General features: G+C 73.1%; 13 protein-coding genes. 8 read left to right on the forward strand and 5 right to left on the reverse strand.

The annotated features are described in order from the left end of the window. Positions 1-27: 27 nt before the first annotated feature. On the reverse strand, positions 28-1,275 hold the full coding sequence (locus ASE27_RS03480; RefSeq protein WP_082608453.1) for a class I SAM-dependent methyltransferase: 1,248 nt from the start codon (positions 1,273-1,275) through the stop codon (positions 28-30). Positions 1,276-1,309: 34 nt separating this feature from the next. Then, positions 1,310-2,179: a LysR family transcriptional regulator ArgP gene (locus tag ASE27_RS03485; RefSeq protein ID WP_056645816.1), complete on the reverse strand. Its 870-nt coding sequence runs from the start codon at positions 2,177-2,179 to the stop codon at positions 1,310-1,312. A gap of 69 nt (positions 2,180-2,248) precedes the next feature. Here ASE27_RS03485 and ASE27_RS03490 point away from each other — a divergent pair, with 69 nt between their 5' ends. Then, positions 2,249-2,860 carry a LysE/ArgO family amino acid transporter gene (locus ASE27_RS03490; RefSeq protein ID WP_082608541.1) on the forward strand — a complete coding sequence of 204 codons (612 nt, stop codon included), beginning with the start codon at positions 2,249-2,251 and terminating at the stop codon, positions 2,858-2,860. A gap of 391 nt (positions 2,861-3,251) precedes the next feature. Further along, the gene (locus tag ASE27_RS03495; RefSeq protein ID WP_235534457.1) at positions 3,252-3,560 is read left to right on the forward strand and encodes a SelT/SelW/SelH family protein; all 309 of its coding nucleotides are present in this window, start codon (positions 3,252-3,254) and stop codon (positions 3,558-3,560) included. Positions 3,561-3,595: 35 nt separating this feature from the next. Here the strand turns inward: ASE27_RS03495 and ASE27_RS03500 are convergent, their stop codons facing one another. Further along, positions 3,596-4,030 carry a DUF5997 family protein gene (locus ASE27_RS03500; protein ID WP_056645819.1) on the reverse strand — a complete coding sequence of 145 codons (435 nt, stop codon included), beginning with the start codon at positions 4,028-4,030 and terminating at the stop codon, positions 3,596-3,598. Between the two features lie 59 nt (positions 4,031-4,089). On the opposite strand from ASE27_RS03500, the gene ASE27_RS03505 reads away from it, so the two are divergent. Continuing rightward, positions 4,090-5,019 (forward strand): LysR family substrate-binding domain-containing protein, encoded by a 930-nt coding sequence (locus tag ASE27_RS03505; protein ID WP_082608455.1) that lies wholly within the window; start codon positions 4,090-4,092, stop codon positions 5,017-5,019. A 24-nt stretch (positions 5,020-5,043) separates the two neighbouring features. Here ASE27_RS03505 and ASE27_RS03510 read toward each other — a convergent pair whose 3' ends face one another. Beyond that, the gene (locus tag ASE27_RS03510; protein WP_056646688.1) at positions 5,044-5,880 is read right to left on the reverse strand and encodes a CPBP family intramembrane glutamic endopeptidase; all 837 of its coding nucleotides are present in this window, start codon (positions 5,878-5,880) and stop codon (positions 5,044-5,046) included. Positions 5,881-6,006: 126 nt separating this feature from the next. Here ASE27_RS03510 and ASE27_RS03515 point away from each other — a divergent pair, with 126 nt between their 5' ends. Both ASE27_RS03515 and ASE27_RS03520 read left to right on the forward strand, forming a co-directional pair. Then, a complete protein-coding gene (locus tag ASE27_RS03515) occupies positions 6,007-6,786 on the forward strand; it encodes a phosphatase PAP2 family protein (protein WP_056645822.1) in 780 nt (259 codons plus the stop codon). A gap of 170 nt (positions 6,787-6,956) precedes the next feature. After that, positions 6,957-7,901, forward strand: a complete 945-nt coding sequence (locus tag ASE27_RS03520) for a glycoside hydrolase family 19 protein (protein WP_056645825.1) — start codon at positions 6,957-6,959, stop codon at positions 7,899-7,901. Positions 7,902-8,183: 282 nt separating this feature from the next. On the opposite strand, the gene msrA is transcribed toward ASE27_RS03520, so the two are convergent. After that, complete coding sequence (gene msrA / locus ASE27_RS03525) at positions 8,184-8,846, reverse strand: peptide-methionine (S)-S-oxide reductase MsrA (RefSeq protein WP_056645828.1); 663 nt, start codon at positions 8,844-8,846, stop codon at positions 8,184-8,186. 164 nt (positions 8,847-9,010) lie between these two features. Here msrA and ASE27_RS03530 point away from each other — a divergent pair, with 164 nt between their 5' ends. From ASE27_RS03530 to ilvA, 3 genes are read left to right on the forward strand one after another with little or no spacing between them, the layout of a single operon-like run. Further along, positions 9,011-10,243: a cystathionine gamma-synthase gene (locus ASE27_RS03530; RefSeq protein WP_056645832.1), complete on the forward strand. Its 1,233-nt coding sequence runs from the start codon at positions 9,011-9,013 to the stop codon at positions 10,241-10,243. Further along, a complete protein-coding gene (locus ASE27_RS03535; RefSeq protein WP_369800620.1) occupies positions 10,240-11,622 on the forward strand; it encodes an AI-2E family transporter in 1,383 nt (460 codons plus the stop codon). The genes ASE27_RS03530 and ASE27_RS03535 overlap by 4 nt, the downstream gene beginning before the upstream one ends. Positions 11,623-11,672: 50 nt before the next feature. Next, entirely contained in the window at positions 11,673-12,839 is a 1,167-nt protein-coding gene (ilvA, locus tag ASE27_RS03540) for a threonine ammonia-lyase (RefSeq protein ID WP_139107687.1), read from the forward strand. The last annotated feature ends 208 nt before the right edge of the window (positions 12,840-13,047 follow it).

The raw sequence follows: 13,047 nt of genomic DNA on the forward strand, positions 1-13,047 counted from the left end.
GACTGACGGGCCGGCGCCCTCAGGTTCTCACCGGGCGACGCTGCGCGTCACCGTGAACTTGGGGCCCCGGCCCGCCTGCGTCGTGGGGCCGACCGCGCGCTCGAGCGCGGGGCGGTAGCGCAGGTGCGAGTTGTAGACGGTCCACAGCTCGCCACCCGGGCGCAGCACGCGCCCCGCGGCCGCGAACATGCGGTGCGCGACGCCCGTGCTCAGGGCCGCGCCCTGGTGGAAGGGCGGGTTGCACAGCACGACGTCGGCGCTGCGGTCCGCGAGCGAGGAACCCACGTCGTCGCGCACCACGCGCACCCGCTCGCCCACGCCGTCGGCCTCTGCCGTGGCGCGGGCCGAGCGCACCGCGGCGTCCGACTGGTCGGTCGCCACGACCAGGGCGTCCGGGCGCGAGCGCGCGAACGAGACCGCGAGGATGCCCGTGCCGCAGCCCAGGTCCACGGCATCGGTCGCACCGGGCGAGACCTGGTCGAGGAAGCCCAGCAGGTAGCGCGTGCCGATGTCGAGGCTCGCGCCAGCGAACGCCGCGCCGTACGCGACCACGTCCAGGTCGAGCTCGCCCAGGTGCGCGGTCACGGGATACGTGAGGTCGACGGAGGGCCGGGGCCCGCGGGCCACCAGGACGCGCGACTTCTGCCGCGCGAGGCTCGCCCGCACGTCCGTGAAGGACTCCGCCAGCACGTCGTTCATGGCCGGGGTCATGTGCTTGAGGCGGCCCCCCGCGAGCAGGACCACGTCCGGGGCGGCGTACCGCGCCACGTGCTCCGCGACGTCGCGCAGCGCGGCGAGCGAGCGCGGGAGCTGGAGCACGACGACGCGCGCCCCCCGCAGCAGGTCCTCACCGAGCGGGAGATGGGTGAACGTGGCGTCCAGGCCGGGGAACGCGCCGCGCGCCGCTTCCTGGGCGTTGCGGTCCAGGGCGATCTCGCTCGTGAGGGCGTCCTGGTGGACCCGGACGCCCGAGAGCCCGTGCGCCACCACGGCACCCAGGGTCAGGGCCCCGAACCGGTCGTCGATCACGACGACCTCCCCGGGGCCGGTCGCGGCCAGGGCGCTCGCGGCCTCGTCGAGCAGCAGCCGGTCGGTCGCGTCGACCGCCACGAGCGTGGGGTCTGCCGTGCCGCCGCGCGGGTGACCGGGGTCGTGGTCGGGCGCGAAGCGCTCGAGCCCCGCGAGGAGCCCGTCGAGGGCGGCCTGGTCGCGCGCGGGCTGGGGGCGCGCGGGCGTGCTGGGCGTGACGGGGTGGTCGGAGGTGGGGGAGGGCACAGGACAAGTCTGCCCTGCCCCGAACCGCCCGGCGTCAGCGCAGGTAGGCGGCGGCGGCCTCGCGGACCGCCGCCGCGACCCGGTCGAGCGTCGGGGAGTGCAGGCGCCACTGCTGCCAGTACTGCGGCACGGTCAGGCTCGCTGCGTCGTCGAACCCCACGAGCCGGCCTGCAGCCTCCGCCTCCTGGCTCTGGAGGTCGGGCAGCATGCCCCAGCCCATGCCGAGCTCGACCGCCCGCAGGAACTCGTGCGAGGCCGGGACGTGGTGGCGCGGGCCGCCCGCACGACCACGCAGGTAGCGGTCCTGGAGGTCGTCCTTGCGGTCGAACACGAGGACGGGCGCCGCAGCGAGCGAGGCAGTCGTGGGACCCCCGGGGAGCCAGCGCTCGACGAACGCGGGGCTCGCGAAGGGGCGGTAGCGCATCCGGCCCAACGGCGTCGAGCGGCAGCCGGGCACGGCAGCGGCGACCGACGTGATCGTGGCGACGGCCGTGCCGTCCCGCAGGAGGTCGATCGAGTGGTCCTGGTCCTCGCGCAGGATCTCCAGCCGGGCCCAGGACGAGGCCTCGGCGAGCACGGGCAGGGCCCAGGTCGTCAGGGCGTCGCCCGTGATGACGAGCGTGATCTCCGGGGTGCTGCCCGAGGTCAGGTCCAGCTCGGCCAGGACCTCGGAGTGCTGGAGCGCGAGCCGGCGCGCGTGGCGCACGAGCACCTCGCCGGGCGCCGTGAGCGTCGCGGGCCGGCCCCGGCGCACCAGCACCTGGCCCACGGCGGCCTCGAGCGCACGCATGCGCTGGCTGATCGCGGACGGGGTCACGCCGAGGTGCTGCGCGGCGGCCTCGAACGTGCCCGTGGTCGCGATCGCGTCGAGCGTCCGGAGCTGGTCGGGCTGCAGGTCCACCATGAGCAGATCTTAAGGTTCTGCAGGAACATTCGCTGTACTGAACCTCAGGCCGTGCCTACCGTGGAGGGCGTGACCACCCTCGCGCCCCTGCTCGCCGGCCTCGGCACCGGACTGTCCCTGATCGTCGCGATCGGGTCGCAGAACGCGTTCGTGCTCCGGCAGGGGCTGCGGCGCGAGCACGTCCTGCCCGTGGTCCTGGTGTGCGCGCTGTCGGACCTGGTGCTCGTCGCGGCGGGCGTCGCGGGCCTGGGCGTGCTCGTCTCGAACGCACCCGTGCTGCTCGCGGTCGTGCGCTGGGGCGGGGCCGCGTTCCTGCTCGTCCTGGCGGTGCAGGCCGCCCGGCGCGCGCTGCGTCCCGCGACCCTCGAGGCGGCCGGAGGTGGGCTGCGGATGTCGGTGGGTGCCGCCGTCGGGACCGCGCTCGCCCTGACGTGGCTCAACCCGCACGTCTACCTCGACACGGTCCTGCTGCTCGGCTCGCTCGCGGCCGCGTACGGGGAGAGCGGGCGCTGGGTCTTCGGGGCCGGGGCGGGGATCGCGAGCATCGTGTGGTTCACGACGCTGGGCTTCGGGGCGCGCGTGCTCGCCCCGGTCTTCGCGCGACCCGTCGCGTGGCGCGTGCTCGACGGCGGGATCGCGCTCGTCATGGCCGTGCTCGCGGTCGTGCTCGTGGTGCGGTAGCTGGTCGAGCAGGGAGTCGGGGCTTCCCGGCACGACAGCGGCCCACTCCGGTGTTCTGCACAGGGGGCCGGCCGTGGCACTGTCGCATCGGTGCCGAGCATGCGGTTGACGTCGTGATTCGGGGCCCGCGGGACGCCAACCGCATGCTCGTCGTGTGGGGGGAGGTGGAACCGTCGGCGATGGACTCGGGATCGAGGACCTGCCAGGGATGATCGCGCCGAGCACGAGGTTGCGGTCGTTATGACGGGCTTGGCGACCGCGAGGTCGTGCTCGAGCGAGCGCAACGTCGTGCTCGGCGCCACGGAGGGGCACGGATGGGCACAGATGCCCATGGATGCCAACTGACGGCCACGGCGCCCCGGCGGGCCCCGCCGTCTGGCACGCTGGGCGCGTGGACGAACAGAGCACCGAGACCCCAGCCCGCGTGGCCATCACCTACTGCACGCAGTGCAACTGGATGCTGCGCGCGGCGTGGCTCGCGCAGGAGCTGCTGACGACGTTCGGGACCCGGCTCACCGAGGTGGCGCTGGTGCCCGGCACGGGCGGGATCTTCCAGATCCACGTGGGTGACGAGCTGGTGTGGGACCGCAAGGAGAAGAAGGGCTTCCCCGAGGTCCCGGTGCTCAAGCGGATCGTGCGCGACCGCGTGGCCCCCGGCCTCGCGCTCGGTCACACCGACCGCGCCGGGGGCACCTCCTAGCCGCTGCCTCCGGGCCGCTCAGACGACGCGAGGCGTCACTCGCCCGCCGCGGCCTTGTGCTCGGCCTCGCGGTTCGCGCGCGCGACCTTCTTGGCCTTCTTGAGGTCGCGCTCCTTGATGCGCTCCTCCTCGGCGCGGACCTCGGCCTGGACGGTGCGCTCGCGCTCGAGCCACGCCGGCGGGTCCTCACGGAGCTCGTTGATCTGCTCGGTGGTCAGTGCTTCCTCGACGCCGCCGCGGGCCAGGCCCGCGATCGAGACGTTCAGGCGACCGGCGACGACGGGTCGCGGGTGGGGTCCGTTGCGGCGGAGCTCGACGAGCCACTCGGGCGGGTTGGTCTCCAGCTCCTCGAGCTGGCCGCGCGTGATGGTCCCCTCCTGGAACTCCTGGGGAGTGGCGGGAAGGTACACCCCGAGCTTCTTCGCCGCGGTAGCGGGCTTCATGGTCTGGGAGGAGTGCGGGGTGCTCATGGTCCCAGGGTATCGGTCCCGGCCACGGTTCCTCGTCCCGGGGCGGCTAGTGTTGTCGGGTGGAAGAGACTGCGCGCAGCGCCGAGCACGAGGCCGAGCAACCGGCCGAGGACGTATCCGACGCGCAGGCCCCCGGCTTCCGCGTGGCCTACGTCCCCGGCGTCACCCCGTCCAAGTGGGTGCGGACGTGGATCGACCGCGTCCCCGGCGTGCGCCTCGAGGCGCTCGCGGTGCCGTCCGCGCAGGTCGAGGCCCTCCTGCTCGACGGCGGAGCGGACGTCGCGATCCTGCGTCGCCCCGTGCGCAGCGAGGACCTGAGCCACATCGCGATGTACACCGAGGTGCCCGTCGTCGTCGTGCCGCGCGACCACGTCTTCGCGGCGCTCGAGAGTGACGAAGCGCTCACCGTGGCCGACCTCGCCGACGAGGTGCTCCTGCACCCGCTCGACGACGTGCTGGGCTGGGCCGAGGGCTCCGACGGCGCTGCCGCGGACGACGACCGGCCCGCGCTGCCCGGCAAGCCCGCGCGCGAGCGGCCCGCCACCACGGCCGACGCGATCGAGCTGGTCGCCGCGGGGATCGGGCTGCTCGTCGTGCCGCAGTCCCTCGCGCGGCTGCACCACCGCAAGGACCTGACGTACCGGCCGCTCGGCGACGGCCCCGAGGCGCCGGTCGCGCTGGGCTGGGTCACCGAGGACAAGACGGACCTCGTCGAGGAGTTCATCGGCATCGTGCGCGGCCGCACCGCGAACAGCTCGCGAGGCGTGGCCGGCCCGACGCCCCCCACGCCCGAGGTGAGCAAGAAGAAGGACGGGCGTTCGTCGTCGGGCAGCAAGAACGGTGCAGGCGGCAAGGGGGCGAGGGCCACGAGCGCCGCCGCGCGCAGCGGCGCCAAGCAGGCCCCGAGCGGCGGCAAGAAGTCCGGCAGGTCGGTCGCCAAGCGGCTCGGCAAGTCGCAGTCGATGAAGGGCCGCAAGAAGGGGCGCTGACCCGGCGCTGCCCGGGTGGGCGGCTCAGCGCCCGCCCGTGACGAACACGTCGAACAGCTCCGGGTGGTGCGCGTGCACCAGCACCGCGAACACGATCGCGTCGAACAGCAGGTGCACGCACACCACGTAGGTCAGCGACTTGGTGCGCGCGAAGATCCAGCCCTGGACCAGCGCGAACGGGATCGTCAGGAGCGGACCCCAGCTGCGGTAGCCCAGCTCCCACAGGAACGACACGAAGACCGTCGCCTGCAGGAGGTTCGCGGGCCACAGCGCGAAGTGGCGGCGCAGCAGCGCGAACACGACGCACACGAAGAACAGCTCGTCCCAGATCCCCACGGCGTTGACGCCGACGAAGAGCCGCGCGATCTCCTGCGGCGTCTCGATCGGCGGCCAGTTCTGGTAGGAGCCCGACCCGATGAAGTACGCGGGCAGGATCAGGTAGCCCGCGACCAGGACGACGAGCAGGTACACGATCTGCGTCCGGTTCCAGCGCCTGCCCGTGCGCACGGGGAACCGGATCGCGTCGTCGCGGTAGACGTAGCGCGAGACGGCCCACGGGACCAGCACCGCGAGCGAGAGCACCACGGCGAAGCGCGCGATCCCGGCGTCGGTCAGGTCCGCCGCGAGCGGGATGGTGCTGATGATGCCCATGCCGAGCGCGATCAGCAGCAGGTCGCGCCCGAGCCGCCGGTCCACCAGGAGTCCCAGCACCACGCCCGCGATGAGCGGGACGTACCCGAGCGGCCGCACGTGCACCGCGAACAGGAGGACCGCCGACCCGCACACGAGCGCCGCGGCGAGGAGCCGCCAGGCGACGCGCAGGACCGTCTCGGGAGGGGCGGCGCTGCGGGCTGCGGTCACGCGCCCCACGATGCCACGGCTGGGCTCGTGAAGGCGGGGTGTGGGCCGCGCGAGGGTTGCCGGGAGGTCGCCGGGTCCGACCGTGGGCGGATGTTCATCCCCTGTTCACCTCCGTACCATTCCGGGGTGAAGTCCCCCAGATCGCCTCTCTTCCTGGCCCTGCTCTGGCTGCTCGCGGCCGCCGTCGTCGTGCCGGCCCTGCTGCTCCTGCGCGGACCCAGCACCGACCTCTACCTCGTGGTCACGGCCCGGACCGCGGACCTGCCCGGGGTCGAGCTGGTGGCCGAGGTCGGCGTGATCGTCCTGGCCCTGCTGTGGCTGCTCGCGGCCTGGCAGGCGCGCGGGGCGGGGCTCGTGGCCGTCGCGACCGCGGTCGTCGGCGGCGCGGGGGCCGTGCTCGCGTACGCGACGTCCGAGGTCGCCAAGACCATCGTCCAGCAGCCCCGCGGCTGCTGGGACCTCATCGAGATCGCGCACTGCCCCGAGGCGGGGGACTGGTCGTTCCCGAGCAACCACACGACCATCGCGTTCGCGCTCGCGACCTCGGTGGTCCTCACGGCGCTCGCGACGGGTCGGGCCCGCGGGGGAGCCGCGGACGCCCTGTTCGGCACGACGACGGCGCTCCGGTTCCGCCGTGCGCGTCGCCTCCCGCCGCACCGGGCCATGGTCGCCGCGCCCGTGCTCCTCGCGGTCGTCACGGGCGCGGCGCGCCTGGTGCAGGGTGTCCACTTCCCGCACGACGTCGTCGCCGGCGCGACGGTCGGTGTGTGCGTCGTCGTGGCGGTCGTCCTGGCGCTGCGGGGGCCGGGGGCTGCGGGGCTCGGGGTGCTGTGCCGCAACGAGGTGGTGCGCCGGCTGGTGCTCGCGCCGGGGGTTCGTGGCGAGGCTGACGTGCGGCGGGGCTGACGGTGACGTGCAGGGCGACGAGGGCGACCTGACCCCTCGCGTGGACGCGCCGAAACCTGTCGATTGGTCGGTTTGTTCGAGTTGCTGACATTTGTCCGCGTCGCTACGTTGTCACCGCGGCGAGATGCCGCTCTGAAGTGTTCGACGATGAGCAAAAAATGGGGGCTTGGATGTTCGGCACAAGAACTGTCTCGGGCGTGCGCCGAGGCGTCGCGATCGTGGCCGCAGGACTCGTGAGCGCGGTCGTCGCGACGGCAGCGGCCGCACCAGGAGCTGCGACCACCGCACCGGCCGCAGCGCCGCTCGCGGTCGTCACCGAGACGACGGCACCCGCGAGCACGTGCGCCGGCGCCTGGAGCGAGACCACGGCCTATCAGGGTGGCGCGACCGCCTCGCACCACGGCCGCAACTTCGTCGCGAAGTGGTGGACGCAGCGCGAGAGCCCGGGCGCGACGAGCGCGTGGACCGACGCCGGGGCGTGCACGGGCCTCGAGTCCGACTTCGTGGTCAGCGAGGCCGAGTTCGACGCGATCTTCCCGAAGCGCGACGCGTTCTACACCTACCAGGGGCTCGTCGACGCCCTGGCCGCGTACCCGAGGTTCGCGAACACCGGGACCGACACCATGAAGACCCAGGAGGCGGCGGCGTTCCTGACCCACGCCGACTTCGAGTCGGTCGGCCTGCGGTACGTCAAGGAGATCAACACCGCGAACTACTGGATCAAGTGCGACTACTCGCAGTCGTTCGGGTGCCCGGCGGGCCAGGAGGCCTACTACGGTCGGGGGCCGATCATGTTCAGCTGGAACTTCAACTACAAGGCGGCCGGGGACGCGCTCGGGATCGACCTGCTGAACAATCCGTGGCTCGTCGAGCAGGACCCGTCGATCGCGTGGCAGACCGCGCTCTGGTACTGGAACACGCAGAACGGCCCGGGCGTCATGACGTCGCACGAGGCGATGGTCGGCGGTGCGGGCTTCGGCCAGACGATCAACTCGCTCAACGGGGCGCTCGAGTGCAACGGGGGCAACCCTGCCTCGGTCCAGAGCAGGGTCGACCGCTACCAGAAGATCACCGCGATCCTGGGCGTCGCGGCGGGTTCGGGCCTGACCTGCTGAGCGGCTGAGGGGCGGCTCGCCCCGGACCCGCAGGGTCAACCCGCCGAGAAGTGCGGAGGTGCCCCTGATCCGGTCGGATCAGTGAGCGGGTACAGGCGCTTGGACGCCAGGCCAGCGAGGGCCACGGGGTCCAGCCCTGGATNGGGCCTGACCTGCTGAGCGGCTGAGGGGCGGCTCGCCCCGGACCCGCAGGGTCAACCCGCCGAGAAGTGCGGAGGTGCCCCTGATCCGGTCGGATCAGGGGCACCTCCGCACTTCTCGGCGAGGCTGCTCAGCCCAGCGTCAGGCCGCGTCGGGGAACGGGATCCCCGTCGTCGCGTGGCAGCGGTACCCGTTGGGGTTCTTGTCGAGGTACTGCTGGTGGTAGTCCTCGGCGTAGTAGAACGTGCGGCCCTCGGCCGGCGCGACCTCCGTGGTGATGGGGTCGAGCCCGCGTGCGGTCAGCACCTTCTGGTAGCGGGCCTCGGTCTCGCGGACCGCGGCCTCCTGCTCGGGCGTCGTCCAGTAGACCGCCGAGCGGTACTGGGTGCCGACGTCGTTGCCCTGCCGGTAGCCCTGCGTGGGGTCGTGGCGCTCCCAGAAGATCTTGAGCAGCTCCTCCTCGCTCACGACCGACGGGTCGTACGCGACGAGCGCGGTCTCGGTGTGCCCCGTGCGTGCGGTGCAGACCTCCTCGTACGTGGGGTTCGGCGTGGTGCCACCCATGTAGCCGACGGCCGTCGAGATCACGCCCGGCACCTGCCAGAAGATCTCCTCGGCCCCCCAGAAACAGCCCATCGCGAGGTACAGCACGCGTGTGCCCTCGGGCCAGGGACCCGTGATCGAGGTCCCGAGGACCGTGTGCGGGCGGGCCGCGGGGAGCACGGGCTGGTCCCGCCCGGCGAGCGCCTTCTCGGGCGCGACCATCTGGGTCTTCATCGAGGACCCGAACAACGACTCGAACATCTTTACCTCCACCTGTTGCCGACACCTGGGCAACACCTCGTCGCCGTCGGCTGTTCCCCGGAACCCTCCCGCCACGAGGGCGTGGGTGAAATGCACACGTCCGCTCTCCGAGAACCGTCGTGTTCCGCAGGAACGCGCGCCCTCGGGGCACGTAGGCTCACAGGATGAGCAGCGCGAGCACTCCCTCCCACCCCGACTGGTCGAGCACCGGCTTCGCGACCCGCGCCATCCATGCGGGACAGGACCCGGACGCGACGACGGGGGCCGTCGTGCCCCCGATCTACCAGGTCTCCACCTACAAGCAGGACGGCGTCGGCGGTCTGCGCGGGGGGTACGAGTACTCCCGGTCCGCGAACCCGACCCGCACCGCGCTCGAGGAGGCGCTCGGCGCCGTCGAGACGCCTGCCGGGGCTCCGCAGGCGCGCGGCTTCGCGTTCGCCTCGGGCCTCGCCGCGGAGGACACGCTCCTGCGGGCGACGCTGCGCCCGGGCGACCACGTCCTGGTGCCCGACGACGCGTACGGCGGCACGTACCGCCTGGTCGCCCGGGTCTTCGGCCCGTGGGGGATCGAGCACACCGCGGTCGACCTTACCGACCTCGACGCCGTGCGGGCCGCGGTCCAGCCCGGCCGTACCAAGGTCCTGTGGGTCGAGACGCCCACGAACCCGCTGCTCGGGGTCAGCGACATCGCCGCCCTCGCCGAGATCGCGCACGAGCACGGCGCGACCCTCGTGGTCGACAACACGTTCGCGACGCCCTACCTGCAGCAGCCCATCGGCCTGGGCGCGGACGTCGTCGTGCACTCCACGACCAAGTACATCGGCGGGCACAGCGACGTCGTCGGAGGAGCGCTCGTCGTGGCCGACGGGGCCGAGCTCCCCGGCGACCTCGTCTCGCCCGCGGGAACCCGCAGCCTGGCCGACGCGGTCGGCTTCCACCAGAACTCCTCGGGCGCGGTCGCTGGGCCGTTCGACGCGTGGCTCACGCTGCGCGGTCTCAAGACGCTCGCGGTCCGCATGGACCGGCACGCGGCCAACGCCGCGGCGGTGGCCGAGTTCCTCGAGTCGCACCCCGCGGTGACCCAGGTCATCTACCCGGGGCTGGCCTCGCACCCCGGCCACGAGCTCGCGACACGGCAGATGCGCGGCTTCGGCGGCATGGTGTCCTTCCGGGCAGGGAGCGAGGAGAAGGCGCTCGCGGTCTGCGCCGGCACCCAGGTGTTCACGCTCGCGGAGTCTCTCGGCGGGGTCGAGTCCCTGATCGAGCACCCCGGTCGCATGACGCACGCGTCGGTCGCGGGGTCGGACCTCGAGGTCCCCGACGACCTCGTGCGCCTGTCGGTCGGCATCGAGGACGCGGCCGACCTGATCGCGGACCTCGCGCGGGCGCTCGCGTGAGCGCGGCACCCCGCAAGCGTCGCGCCGCCCAGGCGCAGGCCGGCACCCCCCGCCCGACGGCGTCGCCCGCCACGGCAGGGGCCGTCGCGTCCTCGACGGCCTCCGCCGGCAAGGGCACGCGCGGCGGCAAGCCGTTCGGCGCGGACGCCGTCCCGCCGTCGATCCAGACCGCCGCGGCCTGGTCCTGGAGACTCCTCCTGATCGGCGCGCTCGTCACCGCGAGCCTCTACGTCACGGGGCTCTTCAAGGTGATCGTCGTCCCGGTCGCGATCGCGCTGCTCCTCACGGTCCTGCTCACGCCCGTCCGCGGCTTCCTCCAGCGACACCTGCGCTTCTCGCGCGGGCTGGCCTCGATCTCGGCGCTCCTCGGGATGCTCGTGGTCGTCGCAGGGCTCGTCACGGTCGCCGGCAGCACGATCGTGAGCGGTATCGCCGAGCTCAAGGACAAGGCGATCGACGGCTTCAACGAGTTCATGAGCTGGTTGGAGTCGGGTCCGTTCGGGCTCGGCGTCGAGCAGATCAACGGGTACCTCAAGGAGCTCGAGGGGTTCATCGCCTCGAGCCAGGACAGCATCGTGTCGGGCGCGCTGGGTGCGGCCACGACGGTCGGTCACGTGGCCGCGGGGGCCGTGATCGCGCTGTTCTGCACGTTCTTCTTCCTGCTCGACGGACGGACCATCTGGTCCTGGTGCGTGGGGCTGTTCCCGGCGCGCTCGCGCGACACGATCCACCAGGCCGGACGCCGTGGCATCGTCACGCTGTCCGCCTACGCCCGCACCCAGATCCTCGTGGCGCTCGTCGACGCGGTCGGTATCGGTGTCGGCGCGGCGTTCTTCGTGCCGTCCCTGGCCCTGCCGCTCGGCATCCTCGTGTTCGTCGGCTCGTTCATCCCGATCGTGGGCGCGGTGGTGACGGGCGCGGTCGCCGTGCTGGTCGTGCTGGTCGCGAACGGGTGGGTCGCGGCGCTCATCATGCTGGGCATCGTGCTCGCGGTCCAGCAGATCGAGAGCCACGCTCTCCAGCCGTTCCTCATGGGGCACGCGGTCTCGCTGCACCCCGTCGCGGTGCTCCTCGTGGTCGCGGCCGGCGGGTTCGCCGCAGGCATCGTCGGCGCGCTGTTCGCGGTGCCGCTCGCTGCCCTGATCAACACCGTGGTCCTGTACTTCAACGGGCACGACAAGTTCCCCGACCTGGGGACCGACGACACCCTCGTCATCCGGGGCGAGCCCTTGCTCCCGGTCATGATCCGTCGCGCCGAGGCGGACCTCGCGGACGACGAGATGGTCCCGGCCTCCTCGACCCCCGCGGGTCGACGGCGTGCCCGCCCCGGGCGCGCGGCGCCGTCGGGCCCTGGGACGAGCACGGGCGAGGACGCGTGACCCTCGCCCGACCCGCCGTGACGCTCGACAGCATCCGCGACGCGGCCCGCATGCTCGACGGCGTCGCCTACCGGACCCCCGTCCAGACGAGCCGCGCGATCAGCCAGGTCGTGGGCGTGCCCGTGCTGCTCAAGTGCGAGAACCTCCAGCGCGCCGGATCGTTCAAGATCCGCGGGGCGTACATCCGCATGGCCCGGCTCACGGCCGAGGAGAAGGCGCGCGGCGTCGTCGCGGCGAGCGCCGGCAACCACGCCCAGGGCGTCGCGTTCGCGGCGGGGCTGCTCGGCATCCAGGCGGTCGTCTACATGCCCGTCGACGCCGCGCTGCCGAAGGTCGCCGCGACGCGCGAGTACGGGGCCGAGGTGCGCCTGGTCGGCGTCGACGTCGACGAGACGCTCGCGGCGGCCAAGGCCGAGGCCGAGCGCACGGGCGCCGTGTTCATCCACCCGTTCGACCACCCGGACGTGGTCGCGGGCCAGGGCACGCTCGCGCTCGAGATCCTCGAGCAGGTGCCCGACGTCCGCACGGTCGTCATGCCGCTCGGCGGCGGCGGGCTCGTCGCGGGCGTCGCGGCGGCCATGGCCGAGGCCGCGCCCCACGTCAAGGTCGTGGGGGTCCAGGCAGCGCGTGCGGCGGCGTACCCGGGGTCGCTCGCGGCCGGGGTCCCGACGACGTCGCTCGCCCGCTCGACCATGGCCGACGGCATCGCGGTGGGCACCCCGGGCCCCGTGCCGTTCTCGATCGTGTCCGAGCTCGGCTCCGAGGTCCGCACGGTGACCGAGGACGAGCTGTCCCGGGCGCTGCTGATGATCACCGAGCGGGCCAAGCTCGTCGTCGAGCCCGCGGGAGCCGCCGGGGTGGCCGCGCTGCTGGCCGACCCGACCGGGTGGGAAGGCCCGGTCGTGGTGATCCTGTCCGGCGGGAACATCGACCCGCTGGTGCTGCTGCGCGTGCTGCGGCACGGGCTCGCGGCCGCGGGCCGGTACATGCAGATGCAGGTCCTGCTCGACGACCGGCCGGGGGCGCTCGCGCAGATGCTCGACGTCATCGCGGGGGTCGGTGGCTCGATCATGCACATCGACCACGACCGCACCGACGTGCACCTCGCGATCGGTGAGGCGTGGGTGCGCATGCAGGTCGAGACCAAGGGGCAGGAGCACTGCGAGGCGCTCGTCGCGCAGCTGAGGGGTGCGGGGTACCGGGTCCTGGCGGGCTGAGGTGAGCCGCGCTGCTCGTGGGCGCAGGGCTGGACGGGCTGAGATGGGCTGCGCTGCTCGCGGGCGCAGGGCTGGACGGGCTGAGGTGAACTGGCGCCGTGGTGTCGCGGCCCTGCTGCGGGCTGAGGGGTCCTGACTCGCTGAGTCGGGCTGGCACCCTTGCGCTCGCTGGGGGCTGGGCTGACCTGACGCCGAGATGCGGCCAAGG

The sequence above is a fragment of the Oerskovia sp. Root918 genome, from assembly GCF_001428945.1.
GTDB lineage: Bacteria > Actinomycetota > Actinomycetes > Actinomycetales > Cellulomonadaceae > Oerskovia > Oerskovia enterophila.

Coding starts and splice junctions, on each gene's coding strand:
- ASE27_RS03485 (WP_056645816.1), bottom strand. CDS start 2,179: ATGGTGGACCTGCAGCCCGACCAGCTCCGGACGCTCGACGCGATCGCG.
- ASE27_RS03500 (WP_056645819.1), bottom strand. CDS start 4,030: ATGAGCACCCCGCACTCCTCCCAGACCATGAAGCCCGCTACCGCGGCG.
- ASE27_RS03520 (WP_056645825.1), top strand. CDS start 6,957: ATGTTCGGCACAAGAACTGTCTCGGGCGTGCGCCGAGGCGTCGCGATC.
- msrA (WP_056645828.1), bottom strand. CDS start 8,846: ATGTTCGAGTCGTTGTTCGGGTCCTCGATGAAGACCCAGATGGTCGCG.
- ASE27_RS03530 (WP_056645832.1), top strand. CDS start 9,011: ATGAGCAGCGCGAGCACTCCCTCCCACCCCGACTGGTCGAGCACCGGC.
- ilvA (WP_139107687.1), top strand. CDS start 11,673: ATGCTCGACGGCGTCGCCTACCGGACCCCCGTCCAGACGAGCCGCGCG.